Source organism: Pseudomonas sp. Root71, from assembly GCF_001429045.1.
In the GTDB taxonomy this organism is placed as follows: Bacteria; Pseudomonadota; Gammaproteobacteria; order Pseudomonadales; family Pseudomonadaceae; genus Aquipseudomonas; species Aquipseudomonas monachiensis.
Map to the genome: position 1 here is coordinate 398,048 of NZ_LMHY01000025.1, position 23,694 is coordinate 421,741.

General features: G+C 59.8%; 24 protein-coding genes and 1 riboswitch. Of the genes, 8 read left to right on the forward strand and 16 right to left on the reverse strand.

All coding sequences use genetic code 11. The annotated features are described in order from the left end of the window. Nucleotides 1-60: 60 nt before the first annotated feature. From ASD95_RS18070 to ASD95_RS18095, 6 genes are all read right to left on the reverse strand, one after another. Nucleotides 61-702, reverse strand: a complete 642-nt coding sequence (locus ASD95_RS18070) for an MBL fold metallo-hydrolase (protein ID WP_056726241.1) — start codon at nucleotides 700-702, stop codon at nucleotides 61-63. Nucleotides 703-788: 86 nt separating this feature from the next. Beyond that, nucleotides 789-3,527 carry a LuxR C-terminal-related transcriptional regulator gene (locus ASD95_RS18075; protein WP_056726242.1) on the reverse strand — a complete coding sequence of 913 codons (2,739 nt, stop codon included), beginning with the start codon at nucleotides 3,525-3,527 and terminating at the stop codon, nucleotides 789-791. Nucleotides 3,528-3,702: 175 nt separating this feature from the next. Next, nucleotides 3,703-5,067 (reverse strand): DUF1329 domain-containing protein, encoded by a 1,365-nt coding sequence (locus ASD95_RS18080; RefSeq protein ID WP_056726243.1) that lies wholly within the window; start codon nucleotides 5,065-5,067, stop codon nucleotides 3,703-3,705. A gap of 28 nt (nucleotides 5,068-5,095) precedes the next feature. Continuing rightward, on the reverse strand, nucleotides 5,096-6,997 hold the full coding sequence (locus tag ASD95_RS18085; protein WP_056726244.1) for a DUF1302 domain-containing protein: 1,902 nt from the start codon (nucleotides 6,995-6,997) through the stop codon (nucleotides 5,096-5,098). Between the two features lie 338 nt (nucleotides 6,998-7,335). After that, complete coding sequence (locus ASD95_RS18090) at nucleotides 7,336-9,018, reverse strand: fatty acid--CoA ligase (RefSeq protein ID WP_056726245.1); 1,683 nt, start codon at nucleotides 9,016-9,018, stop codon at nucleotides 7,336-7,338. 248 nt (nucleotides 9,019-9,266) lie between these two features. Next, nucleotides 9,267-9,896, reverse strand: coding sequence for a LysE family translocator (locus tag ASD95_RS18095; RefSeq protein ID WP_056726246.1), 630 nt, complete (start codon nucleotides 9,894-9,896; stop codon nucleotides 9,267-9,269). 91 nt (nucleotides 9,897-9,987) lie between these two features. Between ASD95_RS18095 and ASD95_RS18100 the strand changes: the two genes are divergently transcribed. The 3 genes from ASD95_RS18100 (at nucleotide 9,988) to ASD95_RS18110 (ending at nucleotide 12,834) form a co-directional block, all read left to right on the forward strand. After that, nucleotides 9,988-10,953, forward strand: coding sequence for a 2-hydroxyacid dehydrogenase (locus ASD95_RS18100; protein ID WP_056726247.1), 966 nt, complete (start codon nucleotides 9,988-9,990; stop codon nucleotides 10,951-10,953). Between the two features lie 33 nt (nucleotides 10,954-10,986). Continuing rightward, the gene (locus ASD95_RS18105; protein ID WP_056726248.1) at nucleotides 10,987-11,985 is read left to right on the forward strand and encodes a class I SAM-dependent methyltransferase; all 999 of its coding nucleotides are present in this window, start codon (nucleotides 10,987-10,989) and stop codon (nucleotides 11,983-11,985) included. A 50-nt stretch (nucleotides 11,986-12,035) separates the two neighbouring features. After that, a riboswitch (yybP-ykoY riboswitch) is annotated at nucleotides 12,036-12,160 on the forward strand. An 89-nt stretch (nucleotides 12,161-12,249) separates the two neighbouring features. Beyond that, nucleotides 12,250-12,834, forward strand: a complete 585-nt coding sequence (locus tag ASD95_RS18110; protein ID WP_008016665.1) for a TMEM165/GDT1 family protein — start codon at nucleotides 12,250-12,252, stop codon at nucleotides 12,832-12,834. Nucleotides 12,835-13,000: 166 nt separating this feature from the next. On the opposite strand, the gene ASD95_RS18115 is transcribed toward ASD95_RS18110, so the two are convergent. From ASD95_RS18115 to ASD95_RS18130, 4 genes are all read right to left on the reverse strand, one after another. After that, on the reverse strand, nucleotides 13,001-13,819 hold the full coding sequence (locus ASD95_RS18115; protein ID WP_056726249.1) for a M48 family metallopeptidase: 819 nt from the start codon (nucleotides 13,817-13,819) through the stop codon (nucleotides 13,001-13,003). 308 nt (nucleotides 13,820-14,127) lie between these two features. Beyond that, entirely contained in the window at nucleotides 14,128-14,751 is a 624-nt protein-coding gene (locus tag ASD95_RS18120) for an SOS response-associated peptidase (protein WP_056726250.1), read from the reverse strand. 35 nt (nucleotides 14,752-14,786) lie between these two features. After that, nucleotides 14,787-15,047 (reverse strand): putative signal transducing protein, encoded by a 261-nt coding sequence (locus tag ASD95_RS18125; protein ID WP_056726251.1) that lies wholly within the window; start codon nucleotides 15,045-15,047, stop codon nucleotides 14,787-14,789. Nucleotides 15,048-15,056: 9 nt separating this feature from the next. Next, nucleotides 15,057-15,239, reverse strand: a complete 183-nt coding sequence (locus tag ASD95_RS18130) for a CPXCG motif-containing cysteine-rich protein (RefSeq protein WP_056726252.1) — start codon at nucleotides 15,237-15,239, stop codon at nucleotides 15,057-15,059. A gap of 139 nt (nucleotides 15,240-15,378) precedes the next feature. Between ASD95_RS18130 and ASD95_RS18135 the strand changes: the two genes are divergently transcribed. Beyond that, nucleotides 15,379-16,545, forward strand: coding sequence for a 1-acyl-sn-glycerol-3-phosphate acyltransferase (locus ASD95_RS18135; protein ID WP_056726253.1), 1,167 nt, complete (start codon nucleotides 15,379-15,381; stop codon nucleotides 16,543-16,545). 76 nt (nucleotides 16,546-16,621) lie between these two features. Here ASD95_RS18135 and ASD95_RS18140 read toward each other — a convergent pair whose 3' ends face one another. After that, entirely contained in the window at nucleotides 16,622-16,900 is a 279-nt protein-coding gene (locus tag ASD95_RS18140; protein ID WP_056726254.1) for a hypothetical protein, read from the reverse strand. Between the two features lie 190 nt (nucleotides 16,901-17,090). On the opposite strand from ASD95_RS18140, the gene ASD95_RS18145 reads away from it, so the two are divergent. Next, on the forward strand, nucleotides 17,091-17,297 hold the full coding sequence (locus tag ASD95_RS18145) for a hypothetical protein (protein WP_033052291.1): 207 nt from the start codon (nucleotides 17,091-17,093) through the stop codon (nucleotides 17,295-17,297). A 122-nt stretch (nucleotides 17,298-17,419) separates the two neighbouring features. Here the strand turns inward: ASD95_RS18145 and ASD95_RS18150 are convergent, their stop codons facing one another. Beyond that, nucleotides 17,420-18,004 carry a YajG family lipoprotein gene (locus tag ASD95_RS18150; protein ID WP_056726255.1) on the reverse strand — a complete coding sequence of 195 codons (585 nt, stop codon included), beginning with the start codon at nucleotides 18,002-18,004 and terminating at the stop codon, nucleotides 17,420-17,422. Nucleotides 18,005-18,208: 204 nt separating this feature from the next. Between ASD95_RS18150 and ASD95_RS18155 the strand changes: the two genes are divergently transcribed. Next, nucleotides 18,209-18,448: a hypothetical protein gene (locus ASD95_RS18155; protein ID WP_056726256.1), complete on the forward strand. Its 240-nt coding sequence runs from the start codon at nucleotides 18,209-18,211 to the stop codon at nucleotides 18,446-18,448. A gap of 738 nt (nucleotides 18,449-19,186) precedes the next feature. Continuing rightward, a complete protein-coding gene (gene mqo / locus ASD95_RS18160) occupies nucleotides 19,187-20,695 on the forward strand; it encodes a malate dehydrogenase (quinone) (RefSeq protein ID WP_056726257.1) in 1,509 nt (502 codons plus the stop codon). Nucleotides 20,696-20,837: 142 nt separating this feature from the next. Here the strand turns inward: mqo and ASD95_RS18165 are convergent, their stop codons facing one another. The 4 genes from ASD95_RS18165 to ASD95_RS18180 form a co-directional block, all read right to left on the reverse strand. Then, on the reverse strand, nucleotides 20,838-21,125 hold the full coding sequence (locus ASD95_RS18165) for a PA4642 family protein (RefSeq protein ID WP_046041883.1): 288 nt from the start codon (nucleotides 21,123-21,125) through the stop codon (nucleotides 20,838-20,840). A 63-nt stretch (nucleotides 21,126-21,188) separates the two neighbouring features. Next, nucleotides 21,189-21,674, reverse strand: coding sequence for a hypothetical protein (locus ASD95_RS18170; protein WP_056726258.1), 486 nt, complete (start codon nucleotides 21,672-21,674; stop codon nucleotides 21,189-21,191). A gap of 171 nt (nucleotides 21,675-21,845) precedes the next feature. Further along, nucleotides 21,846-22,319, reverse strand: a complete 474-nt coding sequence (locus tag ASD95_RS18175; RefSeq protein ID WP_056726259.1) for a WbuC family cupin fold metalloprotein — start codon at nucleotides 22,317-22,319, stop codon at nucleotides 21,846-21,848. A 3-nt stretch (nucleotides 22,320-22,322) separates the two neighbouring features. Next, nucleotides 22,323-22,880: a hypoxanthine-guanine phosphoribosyltransferase gene (locus ASD95_RS18180; protein ID WP_008045996.1), complete on the reverse strand. Its 558-nt coding sequence runs from the start codon at nucleotides 22,878-22,880 to the stop codon at nucleotides 22,323-22,325. Nucleotides 22,881-23,054: 174 nt separating this feature from the next. On the opposite strand from ASD95_RS18180, the gene upp reads away from it, so the two are divergent. Further along, nucleotides 23,055-23,693, forward strand: coding sequence for a uracil phosphoribosyltransferase (gene upp / locus ASD95_RS18185; protein WP_056726260.1), 639 nt, complete (start codon nucleotides 23,055-23,057; stop codon nucleotides 23,691-23,693). The last annotated feature ends 1 nt before the right edge of the window (nucleotide 23,694 follow it).

A 23,694-nucleotide genomic window follows, 5' to 3' on the forward strand; every position in this document is an offset into this window, starting at 1 on the left:
GGCATCAGCCTTTGCGGGCGTTGGATCACTTCCTGGAATAAAAATTCCGCTCGTTACAAATCAGGCCCGTACAAACGGGTTTTCGCGCATTTCATCGCCCAGACGGGTATCCGGACCATGCCCGGCCACCACTATCGCCTCCTCGTCGAGGGTGTACAAACGCTGCTTGATCGAACGCACGATGGTGGCCTGGTCGCCGCCCCACAAATCCGTGCGCCCTACCCCACGCTTGAACAACGTATCACCGGCAATCAGCAGCTTGGCCTCGGAAAACCAGAAGCTCATGGAGCCCGGCGTATGACCTGGCGTGTGCAGCGCCACGCCACAACCGCAGGCCAGTTCTTCATCATCGGCCAGCCAGCGATCCGGGGACGGCACCGGGGTATAAGGAACGCCGAACATCTGGCACTGCATTTCCAGGTTGTCCCACAGAAACTGGTCTTCCTTGTGCAGATGCAGGGTCGCGCCGGTTTTCTCCTTGAGTTGGCCGGAAGCCAGGAAATGATCGAGGTGCGCATGGGTGTGAATGATGCTGACCACTTTCAGCCCCAGGGCATCGAGACGCGCCAGGATCAGTTCATGATTGCCACCCGGATCGACGACGATGGCCTTTTTCGTTACCGGATCGCCGATGATCGTGCAGTTGCACTGCAAAGGCCCGACGGGGAAGGTTTCGCGGATGAGGGTGGGCTGCTGGGACATCGTGGCCTGCTCGATTAACGGGGACGAGCGATTTTCGCACAATTGAGCAGCGAACCAATGGCTGCGATGGGTAACGTGAAAAATCCTTAACCCAACACCCCCAATTCCTTGGCCCGTGCCACCGCCTGTGTACGCCGCTCGACCCCGAGCTTGCTGTTGATGTGACTGGCGTGGGTCTTGACCGTGTGCAGGGAAATAAACAGTTGATCGCTGATTTCCTGATTCGAACAGCCCTGGGCGATCAATCGCAGGACCGCCATTTCCCGGGTGCTGAGTTGTTCCGCGGTCGCGCAGGATTCCGGCCCGGAACGGGCAGCCAATGCCGGCAATTTCTCACTGAGGCTCAGGGATACGGGGGTTTGTGGACAGTTTTGAAGCTGCCCACGCAGCCAGTCCGGGTGCTCGGCCAACAAGCCCTCAAAGGGTTGCAGCCCTCCTCCGCCAGCAGCGTCCAGCGCCTGGGCCAGCGCCCTGCGTGCTTCCGGTTCCCGGCCGCTGCCCAGCAACAACGCCACTTTCTGGGTGAGCGCCATGGCACTGAGCATCTGACGACCGCTTTGCTGGCCATGTTCAAGCAGCGCATTCAAACGCCCTTCGGCCAGCATCGGCTGGCCCTGGATGACGTCGAGCAAGGCTTGTTGCAATTCGATATGCAACGGCAGTTGCGGGTGGAACTCCGGTGGTGCCGCCCCGTTTTCGCCGTTATAGGTCTGCCCCAGGCGCGCTAGCCAGGCTTCGGCCAGATCGGTGCGCCCCTGGGCCAGCCAGAGTTCACATTTGACCAGGGTGATCATGGCCAGGTAGTAGATCGGTGGTACGTCCCAGATGTGCATGAGGCGTTCGGCTTCGGCAAGTTCGGCAAAGGCCTTGGCGAACTCGCCGCTGCTGCCTTCCAGCCTGGCAATCACGCAGTGACCGATCAGCACGCTGATATCACGGCAGGCCCGCGCCTCGCTCAAACCGGCCTGCAATCGCAAGCGCGCCACTTGCGGCTGCATGCGCAGTGCCAGTAAAAAGCCTTCGTACAAGGTCAGCCGGGCGCGAACCGCATACAGCCGTTGCGCAGGCAAGCTCTGCAGGCGCTGCATTCCCTGACGGACCTCCTCCAGCGCCCGACAGATTTCCCCGCGCGCTTGCAGCACCCGGGCGCGGTCGTAGTGCGCCAGTGCTTCGAACAGGGGGTTGCCGACCCGTTGCGCCAGCTCCAGCGATTCGCGGTTAAGCCCTCGTGCCCGCCACAAATCACCGTCGGCAATGGCCAGGTTGGACAGGGTCGAGAGGCACATCAGGCGCTGACCGTAACGTTTGGGTGGAAGGCTTTCCAACGCTTCGCCGCAGTACCGCAGCGTCAGTTCGCGGTTGCCGCGCCCACGGGCAATAATGCCGCTCAATGCCAGCCATTGGGCCAACATGGACTTCTGGGCGGTGGCCGACGGAGCGGGCAGGAAGCGGCTCAAATGGCTGGCCAGTTCTTCCGCGGCATCCAGTTGGCATGCCATCCCCAGCGCCCAGCTATAGAGCACAATCAGTCGCGGCGTGCTGATCAGCAAGCTGTCAGGCAAGTCCATTTTCCAGCGCAGCAACATGCCGACATTCTGCTCGGCCAGCAGTTGCTCTTCGGAGAGGTTCTGTACCAGGTTCGCCGCGACGTCCAGGTGACCGGCGCGCAAGGCCTGCTCCACGGCCTCATCGAGCAGCCCCTGGGCATTGAACCAGCGGCAGGCACGCAGGTGCAGGCTGGCGGCCGGCACCATCGACTGGGAAGTCGGGCGCGTGCGCAACAGATCGGAAAACAGGTGGTGGTAACGATACCAGTGGCCATGCTCGTCCAGAGGCACCAGGAACACTTGGTGGGCGAGCAGGAAACGCAGGATCTCTGCGCTGTCATGTGCGTCGCGAACGGCGTCGCACAGTTCGCTGCAAAAACGCTCCTGGGGCGCCGTGTCATAGAGGAACGACTGGACCTCGGCGGGCAGGCAATCGATGACCTCTTCTAGCAGGTAATCGCGGATCAGTCCTTCCCCGCCGTGCAACGATTGCGGCAACGCGCCATCGGTGCCCGCCTCCGAGGCGGCCAGCAGCCAGAAACGCAACCCCGCGACCCAACCTTCACTGCGCTCGATCAGGTTCTCCAGTGCCTCACCGCGCAGGGAACTGCTGTGCCGGTCGAGCAGGCTCAAGGCCTCGTCGTGGGTCAGGCGCAGATCCTGTTCATGCAACTCAAGCAGTTGCCGCGATAGCCGCAGCCGCGCCAGATGCCAGTCGGGACGCTGGCGACTGGTGACCATCACCAGCAAGCCATCGGGGAGATGATTGAGGAAAAATTGCAGGCAACGGTCCAGCACCGGCCCCTGGGCCAGATGGTAATCATCCAGCACCAGCAGTAATGGTGTCGCGGTGGACAGGTGCTCGGCCAATTCGTCGAGCAGGCCGTCCAGCCATTCTTCAAACGCGAACGGCTGATGGCGCTGGCGCATTTTCAACAGCCCGAGGGATTGCCTGCCCAGGTGCGGAAAATAGTCCTGGAGGCCTTCCAGCAGGCGCTCGAGAAAACGCCCAGGGTCACTGTCGCGCGGGCTCAACCCCAGCCAGAGACTTTGCCAGTGCGCCGGCAACCCCTGACAAAACTCCACCGCCAACGAACTCTTGCCGAACCCTGCTGGTGCGCTGACGAGCAATAACCTGCCACCGAGCCCGGCACTCAGGCGCTCGCACAAGCGTGGACGCAGCACATGGCCGTCGGGCAACGGCGGGCGGAAGAAGCGCCCGTCGAGTGTCGCGACAGCAACGTTTGCAGAACCTGGGAGTGTAGACAAATCAGTCATAGCCGGCTCTTGTTTGAATTGCGGGTGGCGGCGTTGCAGATGTCCGCAGACTAGCCGTAAACGGATAGGGAATGAAGGTAATTGCTACAAATGGCTACAAAAAGTCTGCACGCAAAAAAAAACGCCCCGAACCAGTCGGGGCGTTTCAGAGGGTGCGGCCTCTACTCAGTTCACCTTAGCGAACACCATCCTGGCGCAAGGCGGCCGGGGTGAAATCGCTGGTGGTGGCAGTGAAGCCGAAGTCATAAGCCGACTTCTCTTCGTTTTTCATGCCCAGCGCCAGGTAACGACCCGATTGCAGGTCGTACAGGGCTTCAAGGGCATACCACGGCACTTGCTTGTCGTAGTAGTTCTCGGCATGGGCTTCACCTACACGCCACAGCTGGCCACGACCGTCGTAATGGTCGATCACCGCAGCTTGCCAGGTGTCTTCGTCGATGTAGAAATCACGCTTGGCGTAGATGTGACGCTGACCTTCCTTCAGGGTTGCAACCACATGCCACACACGACGCAACTCGTAACGCGCCAGGTCCTGGTTGATGTGACCGGCCTTGATGATGTCGGTGTACTTGAGCTTCGGATCGTCGAGCTTGTAGGCATCGGAGCCGATGTACATCTCTTTCTTGCCTTCAAGCTTCCAGTCGTAACGATCCGGTGCACCGTTGAACATGTCCAGGTTGTCGGAAGTACGCAGGCCGTCGGCCGCAGTACCCGGGCCGTCATAGGACACTTGCGGCGCACGGCGCACACGACGCTGACCGGCGTTGTAGACCCACGCCGAACGCGGTTCCTTCACCTGGTCGAGGGTCTCGTGCACCAGCAGCACACCACCGGCCAGTCGTGCCGGGGCAGTCACTTTCTGCTTGAAGTAGAACAGGATGTTGCCCGGGTTCGCCGGATCGTAGTCCTTCATCTTGTCGCGGAACACGAACTGGTCCTGGAAGTACACCAGGCTGAACGAGCCGTTCGGTTGTGGCGTGGCCTGGGTTACCAGGCGGGTCACGCTACCACCGCGATAACGGGTGATGTGGTTCCAGATGACTTCAACGCCGCTTTTCGGAATCGGGAACGGAATGGCGGTTTCAAAGTTCTCCAGGCCGTTGCCGCCGGACACCAGTTTGGTGTTGGTGGCGTTCTTCTTGATGGCGGCGAACACCTCATCCGGCACGGTGGCACCGCGATGGGACGGATAGACCGGCATCTTGAAGGTTTCCGGGTAGCGCTTGAACATCGCGTACTGGCCCGGGGCGAGCTTGTCCTTGTACTGGTCGACGTTCTGCGCCGTGATGGTGAACAGCGGCTTTTCGCTGGCGAACGGATTGGACAGGAAGCCTTTGCTGTCGACCGTACCGGCGTTCTTCGCCATCGGCTTCCAGGCCGGGATCGAACCGTCGGCGTTACCCGCCATTTCGGCACCCATCGGGGTCAGGCTCTTGCCCAGTTTGTCGGCCTCGGCCTGGGGAACCGCTGCGATGACGCTGGTCGCCAGCAGCGAAAGGCCCAGAACACCGGCGTGGAACAGACTTTTTGTTATTTTCATTTATGCGTTCGTCCTGAAAATACTGTGCTTAGAAGTTCACGCCGAGGCTGAGCGCAACGAAGTCGCGGTCATCCACGGTGGTGTACCTGCCGTCGAAGAAGTTGGTGTAAGCCAGGCTCGCGGTGTAGGTGTTCTGGTACTCGGCATCGACACCCAGGCTCACCGCCTTGCGGCCTTCCTCGAAGTTGCCGCCAGGGCCAGGGGAGTAACCGCTCACGTCATGGGACCAGGCAACGTTCGGCTTGAGGTTCACACCGGCAAACACGTCGTTGTATTCCCAGATGGCACGACCGCGATAGCCCCACGAAGTCGCCGTGGTGAAGCCTTCGTCGGTGCAGTTGCGGCTGCGGTTGTTGGTCGGCGTACCCGCACCGGCACCGTTGATGGTGCTGGTGTTGAGCGCCACGCAGGTATCAAGCGCGCCAGAGGCAGGCAACTCACCCGGACCGTAGACCGGATCGCGGCCATAACGAACGTCGGAAGTGCTTTCCAGGCCGCCAACGTGGGTCACGCCCACTTCGCCCACCAGGGTCAGACGGCTGGCGCCCATGACCTGGTCGAAGAAGTGCGTCAGGGTGGTCTGGAACTGGGTGATTTCCTTGCGACGATACCCGTGCAGGTCCTGACCTGGCACGCCGGTAAGCAGCGATGCATTGGTCAACGGGTTGTTCGGGTTGTTATTGCCTATAGGACGGACACCGGAGAACAGGATGTCGGTGGAGTTGAGCTGCACCGGAGCGTTCGGACGGTAGCTGATCTCACCGCTCCACGCCGTACCGGTAGGCAGGGTGGTGGAGAAGCTCAGGCCATACAGGCGAATGTCTTCCGGGTATTCGATGAAGTACTGCGAATTACCCGCTACCAACAATGGCGCCAGCGCGGCGAACGGGCCCGGGAGCCCCGCTGCCGTGTTGTAGACCGACTGCGGCGCACCGGTGGCGCTGAAGATCGGCGCACGGCTGTGGTAGTTCATGAAGTAGGCGCCGAACTCGGTGTCCAGCGGGTCGAACATGTATTTGAAGGACGCGCCCCACTGACCGCTGTCACGGGCATCGCGATCAGGGCCACGACGCACCAGAACACCCTCGTTGTTGACGTCGACGCCGTTGGCGGCCAACGGCCCCAAGGCAATGGCCGGAATTTGCGAGCGCTTGGCCAGTACGCGCAGGTTGTCGTTGCAGCCGTCGGCAACGATGTCCGGCTGAGAGAAGAACGTGCCGCAGTTGTCGACGACGGTCTGGTCCCATTCAATTTGGTAGAACGCTTCGGCCGAGAGGTTTTCGGTCAGGCTCTGGGACACATAGAACATGTTGACCGGGATCAGGCCTTCCTTGATCTCGGCACCCGGACGACGGAACGCGGACACGTCGATCGGGTTGATCGAGTTGATGCCACCGCCGATGAAGGTACTTTCACCCCAGCTCACGACCTGCTTGCCCAGACGCACGGAGCCTGGTTGATCGGCAATGGCGTAGTTGTGGTAGACGAAGGCGTCGAGGATCTGGCCGCCGGCAGACTTGGCGCCTTCCTTGCGGCCCTCGTCGCTGATGTCCTTGAACGGACGGCTTTCGTCCTTCAGTTCAAAGTCGTACCAGTATTTGCCACGGACGAAAACACCGGTATCGCCGTATTTCAGTTCAAGGTCATGGATGCCCTTGAAGATCTTCGAGAAGGTTTCCCCGCTCTTGAAGTTCAGGTGACCGTCATCAGAAGTCTGGGACAGACCCTTGCCGCCATTGTTGACACCGATGAGGTTCTTGTTGGCACTTTCGGTAGACCAACTGGCACCGATCGACAGGGATGAGTCGAATTGACCTTCGATTTCACCGACGTTGAAACTGACGCCGAATGCTGGCCCGGCGAGCGTAGAGGCAAGACTGACAGCCAGGGGCAGTTTCGCCCGGCGCCAGAACTGGTTAACTGATGTCATCGACGCTACTCCATGTGCATTTTATTTTTATGGCAAGAGCACTTCTAAAAACGTTGTGGATAACCGGGAGCCATGGCATCCCAAAGTCATTCCAAAGTTGCATCGCCCCTGTTCGTGCGGTTGCCCCGTTCTTAAAAATCCTTGAGCGGACTATAGCCAGCAGGTAGTAGCGCTTGATCCCTCTAAAGTGTGATTTGCAGTTGCCAGCCACTCTGGAACAGTCCTTTCGCCAGTCCGACACCCGTCGGCACGGCAAGGATGGCTGAAAATTTCGATTTGACAAGCCAAGCGCTTGCTTGGTGGGGCTGGCGTGCCCTTTCGGGCACGCCGGGAGACGCTTAAAGCGTCGAGAGGAAGGTGCTGTTGGTGGCCTGCCATTCGCTGATATCGACGCGAATGCGCTTCTTGTCGAGTTTGCCGACGCTGGTCTTGGGAATTTCAGTAACAAGGGCGATCTGGCTCGGAATCGCCCACTTGCTCAAGTGTCCCAGCTCCACAAACGGCTTGAGGTGTTCCTTGAGTTCCCGTGCCCCGATTGCATGCCCTTCACGCAGCACCAGCAGGGCAAACGGCCGCTCGCCCCACTGCGGATCGGGGATCCCCACCACTGCTACTTCACGTACCGCCGCATGACGACTGATCAGGTCTTCCAGGTCCAGGGAGGAGACCCATTCGCCACCGGTCTTGATCACGTCCTTGATCCGGTCACGAATGTCGATCACACCCATGCTGTCCAGGGTCGCCACGTCACCGGTGTGCAGCCAGCCTCCGGCCCAGAGCTCGGCGCCCTTCTGCGGCTCATTGAAATAACCCTCGGTCAGCCATGGCGCGCGTAGTACCAGTTCGCCCTGGGTCTCGCCATCTGCGGGCAGGAAGTTGCCCTCGGTGTCGACGATCGCCGCCTCCACCAGTGGCCCCGGCACGCCGGCCTTGATCCGGTAAGTGGTGCGTTCGTCTTCGGTACCGGCCATCAATTCGTCGTTGAGGTGCGCGCACGACACCAGCGGCCCGGTTTCCGACATGCCATAGGCGGCGGTCAACTGAATGCCTTTGGCCTTGGCAGCCTCGTACAAGGTGCGGTTCAGGGCGCTGCCGCCGATGACGATTTTCCATCCGCCGAAGTCGACGTCCTGCGCGGCCTTGGCATTGAGGACCATCTGCAAAATGGTCGGTACGCAATGGGAGAACGTGACTTTCTCCTTGCGCCACAACTCCACCAGGTATTCCGGGTCATAGCGGCCGGGATACACCTGCTTGAGCCCGAGCATGGTCGCCACATACGGCAAGCCCCAGGCGTGCACGTGGAACATCGGGGTGATCGGCATGTACACGTCGTTGGTGCCCAGCAGGCGCACGCTATCGATCGCGCCCATGATGGTTGACACGCCCATGGTGTGCAGCACCAGTTGCCGGTGGGTGAAGTACACGCCCTTGGGATTGCCGGTGGTACCAGTGGTATAGAACGTGGTCGCGACCGAGTTTTCGTCGAAATCCTGGAAGTCGTACTGCGGGCTCGCCGCGGCCAGCAGCTGTTCGTATTCGCCGACGAGGTTCGGCAGGTCTGCGGTTTTTTCCGGCAGGTCAGTCAGCAGCAGGGTTTTGTCGACCGTGGTCAGTTGCCCCTCGATGGCCTTGTAGAGGCCGACGAACTCGCTGTTGACCAGCACAAAGCGGTCCTCGGCGTGGTTCATGGTGTAGAGGATCTGTTCCGGCGACAGGCGCACGTTGATGGTGTGGATCACCGCACCGATCATCGGGATGGCGAACATGCATTCCAGGTAGCGATGGCTGTCCCAGTCCATCACACCCACGGCATCCCCGGGCTTGACCCCGGCCGCTGTCAGCACGTTGGCCAGGCGGGCCACCCGTTCGATCAGGGTCGGGTAGCTATAGCGCAACTTGTCGCGGTAAATGATCTCGCGGGTTTTCTCATAACGGGCACCGGACATCAGCAGCCGTTTGATCAACAGCGGGTACTGGTAAGCGCCTTCGGCCGGGGGGATAACGCGAGTCTGCAACATAATAATCCCTTTAATCTGACTGCACGGTCGTGACTGAAAGTACGCACTGTAGTGCCCTTGAAGGTCAGCCAAATCAGCCAAAGGAATGATTTGCAGAACCGCATGAATACTGGCGTTGCGCCAGCCCTCACAGAAGTTTGGTGATTGCAGTTGGATCCGGTGTAGGAGCTGCCGCAGGCTGCGATCTTTAGGCGATTCCAATAATGCTGAAGATCAAAAGATCGCAGCCTGCGGCAGCTCCTACGGAATCAATGCATCTCGGTAAAAGCCAGCTTCACGCCAATTGCAATCAGCACCGCGCCCATGGTCCGGTCGAACCAGTGACCCATGCGGGCGAAACCGGCGCGTACGCGCTGCTGGCTGAACAGCATCGCCACCAGGCAGAACCAGATCGCTGTCGCCACCGCCAGGTAAACCCCGTAACCGGCCTGCACGGCCAGTGGCGTTTGCGGATTGATGACCACAGTGAACAGCGACAGGAAGAACAGGGTGGCTTTCGGGTTGAGACCATTGGTGACGAAACCCGAAGTGAAGGCACCACGGGCGGTGCGCTCCCCGGCTTCCTTGTGCAGATCGTCCGCCACAGGCTTGGCCGGCTGCGCGCGCAACGCCTTGTAACCGATGTACAGCAGGTAAGCGGCGGCCGCCCATTTCAAGGCATTGAACAGCACGATCGACTGGGACACGATCAGGCCGATCCCCAACAGCGAGTAACCCACGTGCAGGAAAATCGCCGTCCCCACACCCAGCGCGGTCCAGGTGCCAGCGCGGCGACCGTGGGTAACACTTTCGCGCACCACCACGGCAAAGTCCGGGCCAGGGCTAGCCACGGCCAGCAGGTGAATCAGGGCAACGGTCAAGAACTCTGTCCAGTACATGGGGGCTCCTTCAGGCCAAGCGTAACTATTTATTTCATCTGGTAGGCTCGGCAGATTACGCCTTCAGTTCAATGCACAAAAGGTACAGTTGATGACGAACACTCGCCGCGCCGTTTTCCTCGACCACCCGTCCCTGGACCTTGGCGACCTTGACCTCAACCCACTGCGCAGTTGTTTCAGCGAATTGCAGTTGTTCGCCCAGACCTTGCCCGATCAAGTCATCGAACACCTCAAGGGCGCCACCGTCGCCATCAGCAACAAGATCCTGATCGATGCCGCCGCCATGGCGGCCAGCCCTGATCTCAAGCTGATCCTGATCACCGCCACTGGCACCAACAATGTCGACCTCGCCGCCGCCCGCTCTCACGAGATCACCGTGTGCAACTGCCAGGGTTATGGCACGCCATCGGTGGCGCAGCACACGATCATGCTGCTGCTCAACCTGGCCACGCGCCTGGCCGATTATCAAAAAGCCGTCGGCGAAGGCCGCTGGCAGCAGGCCAGACAGTTCTGTTTGCTGGATTACCCGATCGTCGAACTCGAAGGCAAAACCCTTGGCCTGCTGGGTCATGGCGAATTGGGCGGCGCGGTCGCACGACTGGCTGAAGCCTTCGGCATGCGCGTTCTGCTGGGGCAAATTCCCGGACGCCCTGCCCGGCCGGACCGCTTGCCACTGGATGAACTGTTACCGCAAATCGACGCACTGACTCTGCACTGCCCGCTCAACGAGCACACCCGCCACTTCATCGGCGCCCGCGAACTGGCCTCAATGAAACCCGGCGCGTTCGTGGTCAATACCGCTCGCGGTGGATTGATTGATGAGCAGGCGCTGGCCGACGCCTTGCGCAACGGCCATCTGGGGGGCGCCGCCACTGACGTGCTGAGCGTGGAGCCTCCCGTCAATGGCAATCCACTGCTGGCCCATGACATCCCGCGCCTGATCGTCACTCCTCACAACGCCTGGGGCAGCCGCGAAGCGCGCCAGAGAATCGTTGGTCAAGTCACCGAAAACGCACTGGGATACTTCAGCGGTAAGGCGCTGCGGGTCGTCAGTTGATAAACTGCGGCACTTTTTTCCACGGGAGCAGTTATGGATCCGCGCAGTGAAGTACTGCTTCGTCAGGCCGAGTTATTCCAGGGTTCGGTGTTGTTGGCCGGTTTGCCCGCCGACGACTTGCTGGGCCGTCTGCCCAAAGCGCATGGCTGGTGCTGGCACGCCGGCGATCAGGCCGCGCTGGACGCCCGCTTCGCCGAGCGCAGCCATTTTGGCGTGAATGCACCCGAGCGCGAGTTCGATACAGCGGTGGTGTTTCTGCCCAAGGCCAAGGACTTGACCGACTACATCCTCAACGCCCTCGCCTCGCGGCTGGCCGGCCGCGAGCTGTACCTGGTCGGCGAGAAAAAAAGCGGCATCGAAGGTGCCGCCAAACAACTCAACCCGTTCGGCAAGCCACGTAAACTCGACAGCGCGCGCCACTGCCAGCTCTGGCTGGTCACCGTGGCCAACGCGCCTGAAGCCAAACCGTTGGAAAGCCTGGCGCAGACCTACGAACTGCCGCTGGCCGAAGGCCCGTTGAAGGTCATCAGCCTGCCGGGGGTGTTCAGCCATGGTCGCCTCGATCGCGGCAGCGCGCTGCTGCTGGAGCATCTGGACAAACTGCCCGGCGGTCACTTGCTCGATTTCGGTTGCGGCGCAGGAGTCTTGGGCGCGGCGGTGAAACGTCGTTACCCGCATAACCAGGTCACGTTACTGGACGTGGATGCCTTTGCCGCTGCCAGCAGTCGCTTGACCCTGGCTGCCAATGGTCTGGAAGCCGAAGTGATTACCGGCGACGGAATCGATGCCGCACCGATGGGGTTGAGTGCGATCCTGAGCAATCCGCCGTTCCATGTCGGCGTGCACACCGATTATTTCGCAACGGAAAACCTGCTGCGAAAAGCAGCCAAACATCTGAAAAACGGCGGCGAACTGCGCTTGGTGGCGAATAGTTTCCTGAAGTATCAACCGCTGATCGAAGAGCATCTTGGCGTGTGTGCGATCAAGGCCGAAGGACAGGGCTTCCGGATCTATCGAGCCAAACGCGGTTGAAATTCTTTTGATAAAGAAGGCTTGCCGAATGGTTTTTGCCTAGGCAGAATCCGCTCCGTCCTAGGGGAGTAGTCTCCCACGAGCGCCACGCTCGTCCGGCATGCGTCAACATACTTGGTCCTCAGACCATGGCGCATGCGACCCAAGCATCCACTTCAGATGGATTGCAGGGTTTGACAAGACCTATGACACGAACACCTTACCCGGGGCGGGAAGGCTGTACGTGTCATAGCCGTGTCGACCCGCCCCTTAGGAAAACCCCTGATGCTGGATTCACTACTCGTACCTACCGCAATCGTTGCCTTGGCCGAAATCGGCGACAAGACGCAACTGCTCGCGCTCATTCTCGCTGCCCGTTTCCGCAAGCCCTGGCCGATCATTGCCGGTATCGTCGCCGCGACCCTGGCCAACCACGCGGCCGCCGGTGCGGTAGGCGCCTGGGTCGGCAGTTTCTTCTCGGATACGATGCTGCACTGGATCCTCGCCGCGAGCTTCGCCGCCACGGCGCTATGGACCCTGGTTCCGGACAAGATGGATGACGACGAGGCCAGCACCGCCCGCAAGTTCGGGCCGTTCCTGACCACGCTGATCGCGTTCTTCCTGGCGGAAATCGGCGACAAGACGCAGATCGCGACCGTGATGCTAGCTGCGCAATATCCGGAGTTGTGGCTGGTGATCATCGGCACCACCCTTGGCATGCTGATTGCCAACGTGCCCGTGGTATTGGCCGGTAACTTTGCCGCTGACAAGCTGCCATTGACCCTGATCCGTCGACTGGCGGCGTCGGCGTTCTTCATCCTGGCGATTGTCGCGGTGTACAAGGCGATGCAGAGCAGCGGGTGGGTTTGACGCGATAGAGTCTATAGACCGCGTTATCGTTCTTCGTCGGAACGCTGCCCGGAGCAAGCCCGCTCCCACATTGGGTCTCCAGTGCACACAAAGTTTGCAGTCAATGGAGGTTTATTGTGGGAGCGGGCTTGCTCGCGAAGAGGCCAGCAGCCTCACCACATGACTATCAGGACTTCCTGGCTTGCTCGTAAAGCGGCATGACCTTCGGAATCGCCGCCTGCAACGCCGCAATACGGCTCGACGATGCCGGGTGAGTGCTCATGAACTCAGGTGGCGAACCTTCCGAGACTTTGCTCATCTTGTTCCACAGGGTGATCGCGGCATTCGGGTTGTAACCGGCGCGGGCGGCCAGTTCCAGGCCGATCAGGTCCGCCTCGTTTTCATTGGCGCGGCTGTTGGGCAGGGTCATGCCGTAGTTGGCCACAGTATCGGCCAGGGCCAGGCTGTCCTGCCCCAATCCCAACAAGGCACCGGCGCCCTGCTTGGCCATTTCCATGCCGTACGCCTTGGACATCGCTTCACGACCGTGCTCGCGCAGGGCGTGGGCGATTTCATGGCCCATGATCGCGGCGATTTCATCGTCGGTCAGTTTCAGTTTATCGATCAGGCCGGTGTAAAAGATGATCTTGCCGCCAGGACCGCAGTTGGCGTTGAGTTCATCGCTCTTGATCAGGTTGACTTCCCACTTCCACTGAGCCGCGTCCGGACGGAAGTTCGGCGCCTGGGCAATCAGCCGGTCGGCAATCGCCTGAACCCGCCGGGCTTCATTGCTGGTCTTGTCCAGCACACCTTTGCTGGACGCCTCGCCCACTGTCTTCTGATAGGACTGGGCGTACATCTGGTCGACTTCTTGCGCAGACAACATGCTGAACATGTACTGCTTGCGCTCCACCCCCACGGCACCGCCACTGGTGGTATTGACCGACTGGCAACCGCTGAGCAAAAGTGCTGCGCCCAGTGCACTGACAACCAAAATCTTGTTCATCAAAAAACTCCCTGAAAACATGCCGAGTATCCTAGGCGTGGAAATGTATCGACGCCAGATACAATGGACGTAAGACGCGCAATTCGGACAAAGCTCTCATCGCCGTAGAAAAAATTCACATACGGCGACAACCCGCAGCCCATCACGCCACGCCTTGATTCAATTAAGACATCCAGCACGCAAAAACAGTCATTTCAACTGCCCGCGCTCATACCCGCCCGCTCAAGCAGGTGGCCGAGATCGATCAGGTGACCAATGAAGTGGGCGGTGATGCGGATGAGTCGAGCGCGGCCGGTAGCGGCGCCTGACTAACCGGGAGTGAGGCACTCCGGCCCATTGAGCTTCGGATCATTCACCATGTTGGCCAGCACCCGCTCGCGCAATGCGGCGGGTTCACTGGCCAGCAAGGCTTGCAGTGCATACAACGGCGTCTCGGGATCCAGCCACGCAGCCTGCCCCGCCTCATCAAGAATCAACGGTCGCCGCTGGCTTGCCGCCGGCTGGGTAATCACGGCGGTACTCAGCCACACCTGCTCCTGTACCGGATACGCCTCCCAGATTGCCGCAAAAAATAATGACGAGCCCTCCCCCGGTGTCAGCCAGTACGGGCGCTTTCGCGTTGTGCCGCGCCATTCGTAAAAACCATTGGCCGGCAACAGGCAGCGGCGCTCGCGCAAGGCCTGGCGAAACATGGGCTGTTCGGCAACCGTTTCGGCACGGGCGTGGGCCGGGGTGCGGGACAGATCGGTCAACCAGGGTGGCGTCAGGCCCCAGCGGGCGCGGGCCAGCGAGCGCTGGCCGTCAGGCTCGGCCCGCAGCATCAACACCGAATCATTGGGGGAAATGTTCCACTGCGCCTGCTGGTCGGCGGGAAAACCGGGCAGTGCCGCGAAGGCAGGGTTCCAGCGAAACAGGGCATAACGTCCACACATGGGGCAACACGACTCTTGATCAAACGAACGCCAGCCTAACAGACCAGCGTGCCGGGAAAGCTGTCCGGTTCATCGCCAGACAGCGGCAGCGCGGCATTGTACGCGGTGATCAGCTCGCGGGCGTATTCGGCCTGGTCGTTCTCGACCGACAGCCCGAGCAGGCCATAGATCGGCAACTCGCCGCTGCCCCCGAGCAAATCACGGCCCATCAGATGCGCTTCGATGCCCTCGCTGGCGAGCATGCCTTGCAGCAATTCGCCTTCCATCAGGTTTTCCGGGTCGTAGATGCGCTGCATACACGCTCCTCACTCGTTTTCGCTGAACACTTCGAGATGCCATTCCCCTTCATGAACCTGCAACACGAAGGTTATCGGCCGGCAGCACACCTGACAGTCTTCAATATAGGTCTGATCACCACCGGACAAGTCCAGCGTCGTCTCGACTTCCTCACCACAATACGGACATTCATATCGCGTAGTTTCCAGCATCGCGGTCTCCCAGGTGACTTGTGCGTATAATCGCCGGTCTATTTGCAGGGCTATTTTTGTCTGGCTACTTTTTCAGACCGTACCCCGCCGGTTTTCGATCAAAACCTTTACTTACCCTAGCCGTTTCTAACAAGAGAGCATGATGGGCGAATTCGATGCCATCCGACCTTACGACGACAGCGAAGTCCCGGCAGTGCTGGCACGACTGCTAGGCGACAAGGCGTTTCTAGATATCCTCACCCACTTCCGCTTCCCGCGTTTCGCCGGCGCTTTAGGCTGGGCACTCAAACCTCTTATAGCCCATCGGCTGCGCCGTGAGTTTGCCGGCATAACCTCCGTGGCCACGTTACAGGACAAAGTCGAGCATTACGTCGACCATACCATCGAGCGCGCCACCGACGGTGTTACCTATACCGGGGTGGAGCAATTCAAGTCCGGCAGCGCCTACCTGTTCATCGCCAACCACCGCGACATCGTGATGGACCCGGCCTTCGTCAACTATGCCGTGTACCACGCCGGCCTGCCGACCCCGCGCATCGCCATTGGCGACAACCTGCTGCAAAAGCCTTTCGTCAGCGACCTGATGCGTCTGAACAAGAGCTTCATCGTGCACCGCTCGATCAGCGGACGCCGGGAGAAAATGGCGGCTTATCAACTGTTGTCGGCATACATCAACCATTCGATCCGCAACGATTGCGCCTCGATCTGGATTGCCCAGGCCGAAGGCCGCGCCAAGGACGGTGACGACCGTACCGAATCGGCGATCCTCAAGATGTTCCACATGAGCCGCAAGGACGAGCCGTTCGGTGAAGTCATCCAGTCGCTGAACCTGACCCCGGTGTCGATCAGCTACGAGTACGACCCGTGCGACCAGGCCAAGGCCCGCGAGCTTTTCATCCGCGCCAGCACCGGCAGCTACACCAAGGTGCCGGGCGAGGATGACGTGAGCATCGCCAAGGGCATCACCGGCTACAAGGGCCGGGTGCATGTGAACTTTGCCGCGCCGATCACCGAACTGTTCGAAGACACCAAGCAATTGGCGGTCGAGATGGACAGGCAAATCCTCAGCGGATACCGCTTGTTCCCGGTGCACTACCTGGCTTATGCACAGTGGAAGGACGCCGATCCGCAGTTGCAGGTACCGAAGGCCGCTGAAGTGTTCCCGACCGAGGAACTGACCAAGGCCCAGGAAGAATGGCAACGCCGCCTGGACGCCTGCCCTGAAGAGCATCGTCCATTCCTGGTGCTTCAATATGCGATGCCGGTACGCAATCAGTACCGGGTGAAGGCCGGATTGCCGCTGTAAGCGGTATCGGCTGGATGTGAAAACGGCGCCCTCGAGGCGCCGCTTTTGTATCTGTTCACCACAGTTTTGCGGTTACTCAAACCTGAGTGCTGATCCACGACACCAGCAGCGCCATCCCCATGCAGGCAAAACCGAAGATGTAGAAAAACCGGTTCATGCGCAAGGTCGCCCAGTCCAGCGTGGGCTCTGCGTTGGGACTGCTCTGGCGCTGCGCCTGCAAACTGGCCATCGCACGCAGTTCGCGACGACGGGTGGCGTGCAGCAACCAGCCACCCGGGAAGGCAAAGAGCAAGGCCAGCAGATTGATCAATTTGGCGGGATGGGCGGTAAACAGCGTCATCAAGTGCAGCGACATCACGAACCTCAAGTAAAACAGGTGGCAGGTGCCGGGCCGGCGACCGCGGCGCGGATTCTACCGAAAGCCTGCGCACCTGCCCTCGTTTTCCGACAAATAACGAAGCTTTTGATCAATGGCTGTCCTGAGTCACGGCTTCGTCATCTGTATCGGCGAACATGCGCACCTCGAAACCGACACGGATCACGTCATGCTCCACGCCGAAAACCAGGATCGTCTTTACCTCATCACCCCCAGCGAAGAACAGCAAGCCCTCGTCGGCAGCCTCGCCTTCAATGTTCAAGACCGCCATTGGCTGGTGTATTGCGCACTCGGTGGCCACCAGCATGCCGATTTACCGGAGGCGGATTTGCTGACGGGCGTGAGCGTGCTGGACTTTTACTCGCAAGCGGCCTGACGATCTCTTCCTGTAGGAGCTGCCGCAGGCTGCGATCTTTTGATTTTGATCTTCGGCGGCTCCAAACCTTAAAAAACAAGATCAAAAGATCGCAGCCTGCGGCAGCTCCTACATGGCTCGCATTACTCGCCGAGAACCTGACCCACAGTCGGGTCCTTGAACAGGCGGGTCAACGCATCACTGAGCACATCGCTGACCAGCTTGGTGTTGGTTTCCTGGTTAGGCGCCATACCGAAGCGCTGGTCCAGGGACGCACCGTAACGGCCGCTGTAGCGACGGTTGGCGTTTTGCACATCTGAGCGGAAAGTCGCGCCGATGGTCGCTTCGGTCACGTACATGCCTTCTTTAGGCGACTGATACTTCAGCTCGGCGAGGGTCACGGTGATTTGCGGTGCATTCGCCGCATTGGCGGTCGGGGTGAAGCCCAACAGGCGCACGGCAGCTTCGGCCTGAGCCTGCAGTTTCGGCAGGATCTGCGCGCCCTGCACGGTGATCGCGCTGGTCTCCGGGTACAGGCCACCACGGGTGCCGAGGGTTGGCGACGGACGTCCGTCCACCACACGCACCACAACAGGCTGACCGTGGCCGACGGGCGCCAGTTGAGCCGTCAACTTGGGTTCCGGGTTCAGTTGTTGCGGGCTGTGGGCGCAGCCAACCAGGGTCAAACTGGTCACAGTGATCAAACCGAACAACAGGCGTTGCAACATGCTCTTCTCTCCAGAATCAGGCACAAACAGGCCGGCAGTATAGCGGTGCGCCACTGCGGGGAACCAGCACCGCACAGTGTTTGATTATATCTCTGACAAACCCTTGCTCATGCGGTTCCTGTCACACAGATGTCACCCCCCATACACTTGCACGTAATGGCCTGCAGGCAACCTTCTCGGCAGTCACCCAAACGGTATTTTGCCATGCGCCATCTGATCTCTCTGTTCGCGCCACGCCCACTGCATCGCTGCTTCGCCCTGCTCGACCGCAACGGCCGCTGCCAGGCCTTCAGGCAGTGCAGCCTCCAGCCCATGGGCGATGGCTGGGTTGAAATCGAAGAGATTCGCCTGAACTGGCTGAATCAGCCACTGCCTGCCGGTGCCCGCGTCGTTTCCCGGCAGCACCGGCCACGCTCGCGTGCACAGCATCTGATGACGACCTGACCAAACACCTAATAAAAGTCATTAAACACGACCATTTCCCTGCGTTTCTTAGATACAATCTCCCCCCGATTATAAGGACGTCTCCTGATCGGGCCTCGCAGCATCGTCAATGCGCTTGTATTGACACCCCGAACCGCCCACAGAGAGCCGCCCACACAGATCGAGTGAAGCTGGCGCGCTTGCTGTTTTATTGAGCAAAACCTCCACTTTTCGCGAATCTGCAGAGCTGTCATTACGCTCGGTCACTGAGCTGTTTGCCCGTTTTGCCTGCCCTGTATCCCATGGCGGCAATCCATCCGGGCACGGTGCCAGCCTGGGACAGCCCTTTTTTGAGGTTCACGTCTTCAAAAGAGCGTGAAAAAAACGGGTTTTCACAACTTCACAAGAGTGTGGCGAGCAAATGAATAGTTTTGCGTCTGAACATGCACCATTAGCGTCTACAACAGCCCAACGACACAGGACCGAGTATTCCTCGAACACCGGAGCCTGAAGCCTGTCCGCTACGGATTTGGTTGCACAAACGGATGTATCGACCATAAGTCGAATTGCCTCCCGCGCGCCGAAATGAGTTCATATGGCTCATAGGCCCGGCAGGTAGCGTCCGTCGAAGTTGCGATAAATTGCGAAGATTCGGACATGGCGATACTGCCATGAGATCCAGGGGCATCACTGACTCGCCCCGGAACGCCTGGCAGCCATGCCGACAATTTGGTGCTGCAGATTTTGGAGACGCGTTAAATGGCGCATAACGAAGCAGTCGACGTAGTACTGGTTGGGGCCGGCATCATGAGTGCCACCCTTGCAGTACTGCTCAAAGAGCTCGACCCCGCGATCAAGCTGGAAGTCGTCGAGCTGATGGATTCCGGTGCCGCGGAGAGTTCCAACCCGTGGAACAACGCCGGTACCGGTCACGCCGGGCTGTGTGAGCTCAACTACACGCCGCAGGCCGCCGATGGCACCGTCGACATCAAGAAAGCCGTGCACATCAACACCCAGTTCGAGGTGTCGAAGCAGTTCTGGTCGTACCTGACCAAAAAAGGCACGTTCGGCTCGTGCAAATCGTTTATCAGCCCGGTGCCTCACCTGAGTTTCGTGCAGGGCGACAGCGGCGTGTCCTTCCTCAAGGAGCGCTTCAAGGTGCTGAGCAAGCACCACGCCTTTTCGGACATGGAGTACACCGAAGACAAGGCCAAGATGGCCGAGTGGATGCCGCTGATGATGCCTGGCCGCGATCCTGGCGAAACCCTCGCCGCGACCCGCGTGATCAATGGCACCGACGTCAACTTCGGCGCCCTGACCAACCAGTTGCTCAAGCACCTGACCAGCGCACCCGATGCCCAGGTCAAGTACTGCAAGCGCGTGACCGGCCTCAAGCGCAGCAACGGCGGCTGGACCGTGAGCATCAAGGACGTCAACAGCGGCAACACCCGTGAAGTCGACGCCAAGTTCGTCTTCCTCGGCGCTGGCGGCGCGGCACTGCCGCTGCTGCAGGCTTCGGGCATCGAAGAGAGCAAAGGCTTCGGCGGCTTCCCGATCAGCGGCCAATGGCTGCGTTGCGACAACCCGGAAGTGGTCAAGCACCACCAGGCCAAGGTCTACAGCCAGGCTGCCGTAGGTTCGCCGCCAATGTCCGTGCCGCACCTGGACACCCGCGTGGTCGAAGGCAAGAAGTCCCTGCTGTTCGGACCTTATGCCGGTTTCACCACCAAGTTCCTCAAGCACGGCTCCTTCATGGACCTGCCGATGTCGGTTCGCGCCGGCAACATCGGGCCGATGCTTTCCGTGGCAAAAAACAACATGGACCTGACCAAGTACCTGGTCAGCGAAGTGATGCAGTCGATGGAGCAGCGCCTGGAGTCCCTGCGCCGCTTCTACCCTGAGGCGAAAGCTGAAGACTGGCGCCTGGAAGTGGCCGGCCAACGAGTGCAGATCATCAAGAAAGACCCGAAAAAAGGCGGCATCCTGCAATTCGGTACCGAACTGGTCGCGGCCAAGGACGGTTCCCTGGCGGCACTGCTCGGCGCTTCGCCAGGTGCCTCGGTGACCGTTTCGATCATGCTTGAGCTGATCGAAAAATGCTTCCCGGGCAAAGCCAAGGGCGAATGGGCCAGCAAACTGGCAGAAATCTTCCCGGCCCGGGAAAAGGTCCTGGAAACCGACGCTGCGCTGTATCGAAAGATCAATACGCAGAACAACGTTGCCCTGGAATTGGTTGAAGCCAGCAGCGAGACCGAAAGCTACGCTTGATTCGGCCTTATAAAAAACGCCCCGTTCTCACTGAGAGCGGGGCGTTTTTTTATGCCTTTATAAGATCGCAGCCTTCGGCAGCTCCTACAGGAGGTACGCCGTTCCAAAGTAGGAGCTGCCGAAGGCTGCGATCTTTTGATCTTTAACCGCGAGCTTTTTCGATCAGCTCGATGTAATCCGGCGCGTTGCGCTGATCCTTGATCAGGGCAACGAAGTCATTTCCGTGCTCATCCTTGCCATTGACGTCGTAACCCGCTTCGACGAAGAACGTCAGGAAACGCGCGAAATCGTCGATGCGCAGGCCACGGTAGGCCTTGACCAGTTTGTGCAGGGACGGCGAAGTCGCGTCGACCGGTTCGAAATCGAGAAACAATTTGATCTGCTCATCGCCGATCTCGTCACCAATCACTTGTTTTTTATCTTTACGCATTGCCGACTCCAGCTCGCAGACATTTCACGGGGCGGGCAGTTTACCCCTGCGCAGGCACAAGGCTCAACGCGGACGAGTACTGCCGGTGTGCAGATCGGCCCAGACATGGCCATTGGCATAGCTGAGAAACTGGCAATACACCGTGTCGTTGCGCAACAAGTCGATCACCACCCGGTATTGCGCCAGCGGGTAATAGAGGGTCAGGGTCTTGCTCGCCTCGTCGTAAACCGGCTTCTTCAGGCTTTTGCTTTCACCATCGAAGTTGATCAGCACCTGACTGATGGTGGCACCCTTGTTCAGGGATTTGCCCTTGAGACGAATCATTAATGGGGACGTGACCGGAATCGGCTGTTGATTGGATTGACGCTGAGCACCGACCACCACCGAATAATCGGTGACCTGCATCAGTTGCTGCTGTTCGGGATCACTGTCACGCAGGGTCAAGTCATCGGGCGGCAGGAACTGCGCATGCATGGGCGCCGGCGCGGCGGCCAGGGGCAGGCTGAGGGTCAGCAACAGGGCTGTGCAGCAGCGGATCGAACGGCTCATGGCAGGCTCCGGAATCGGGGCCGAGCACTCTAGCATGGGCTGAAGGAAGTGGTTCAAGTGCACAGAAACCCCTGTGGGAGCGGGCTTGCTCGCGAAAGCGGTGTGTCAGCTAATTTGATGTCGGCTGACACGCCCTCTTCGCGAGCAAGCCCGCTCCCACAGGGGCAAAGATCAGTCGAACTGCGCGCGCATCCAGGCCTGATACTCGGCAACACCAGGCTCGCCTTCGCGTGGCGCCCAATGCGCCAGCTCACCCTCACCGACCGGGCGATAAGGTCCGGCCTTGCATTCGAACATCAGGCTGTCGGCCTCGAGCACCACCAAACCGTGGAACACACCGGTTGGCAGGTCCACGCCAACACAGTCGCCACCGGCCTGGAGCACGGTCTTGCTGAGCACCGCACCGGTCTCGTCAAAGATCAACACACCCAGCCGCCCCTTGAGAACCAACAGGGTTTCGGCCTTGTTGTCGCCCAAATGCCGGTGAGGCGGGATATACGTGGACGGCTGCAACCCCACCGCCATGCGATGGCAGGCGTCTTCCATCTGATGGAAGTTGTGATGCTGGCGCCCACGAGGACTGGCCGCGGCTTTCCCGGCCAGCTCGGCGAACAGGGTCTGATCCAGAAAGCGAGGCGTATCCATGTCTTACATTCCTTTAACGGCGAAAATCCCGTTGGCGTTACGCCAGTAGCCTTTGTAGTCCATGCCGTAACCGAAGATGTAGCGATCGATGCACGGCAGGCCGACGAAGTCGGCCTTGAGGTCCGGACGGGCCTTGCGGTCGTGGTCTTTGTCGATCAGCACGGCGGTGTGCACTTTGCGGGCACCGGCGTGTTTGCAGAAGTCGATGATCGCGCCCAGGGTGTGACCTTCGTCGAGGATGTCGTCGATGATCAGCACGTCACGGTCGATGAAGGAAACTTCCGGCTTGGCTTTCCAGAACAGGTCGCCGCCGCTGGTTTCGTTGCGATAGCGGGTGGCGTGCAGGTAGGACGCTTCCAGCGGGAAGTGCAGGTAGGTCAGCAGCTTGCCGGAGAAAATCAGCCCGCCGTTCATCACGCAGAACACCACCGGGTTGCTGTCCGCCAGTTGATCGTTGATTTGTGCACCGACGCGGGCGATGGCCGCCTCGACTTCAGCTTCGGTGTACAGGCAGTCAGCCTCTCGCATGATTTGACGGATATGCTCGAGATCAGCGGACATGGCGCTCTCCAAGGTTTTGGGGGGAGGGACGGATTCGGAAAAGCGGGCAAAGGTACGCATCAAGCGAGGCCAGATCAAGTGTTTGTGGACTAACGTACTGTATGTCTATAGGACAACACCCTCGGATAGATTAATCTAGGCCGGTTTTTTTGCCCGCCGCCGGAGCCTTTCCCCATGCCCATCCATGAGATCCGCCACCCGCTGATCCGTCATAAACTTGGCCTGATGCGCCGCGCAGACATCAGCACCAAGAATTTCCGTGAGCTCGCTCAGGAAGTCGGCGCCTTGCTGACCTATGAAGCCACCAAAGACCTGCCGCTGGAATCCTACGATATCGAAGGCTGGTGCGGCACGGTGTCGGTCGAGAAAATCGCCGGCAAGAAGATTACTGTCGTGCCGATCCTGCGTGCCGGCATCGGCATGCTTGAGGGCGTGCTCAGCCTGATCCCGGGGGCCAAGGTCAGCGCCGTCGGCGTTGCCCGCAACGAAGAAACCCTGCAGGCCCACACCTACCTGGAAAAGCTGGTTCCGGAAATCAACGAACGCCTGGCGATGATCATCGACCCGATGCTCGCCACCGGCAGCTCCATGGTTGCCACCATCGACTTGCTGAAAAAGGCCGGCTGCCGCGACATCCGCGCCATGGTGCTGGTTGCCGCCCCGGAAGGCATCGCCGCCGTAGAGAAAGCTCACCCGGACGTGATCATCTACACCGCTTCCATTGATCAGAAACTGAACGAACACGGTTACATCATCCCTGGACTGGGCGATGCCGGTGACAAGATCTTCGGCACCAAGCAGAAGGACGCGTGAC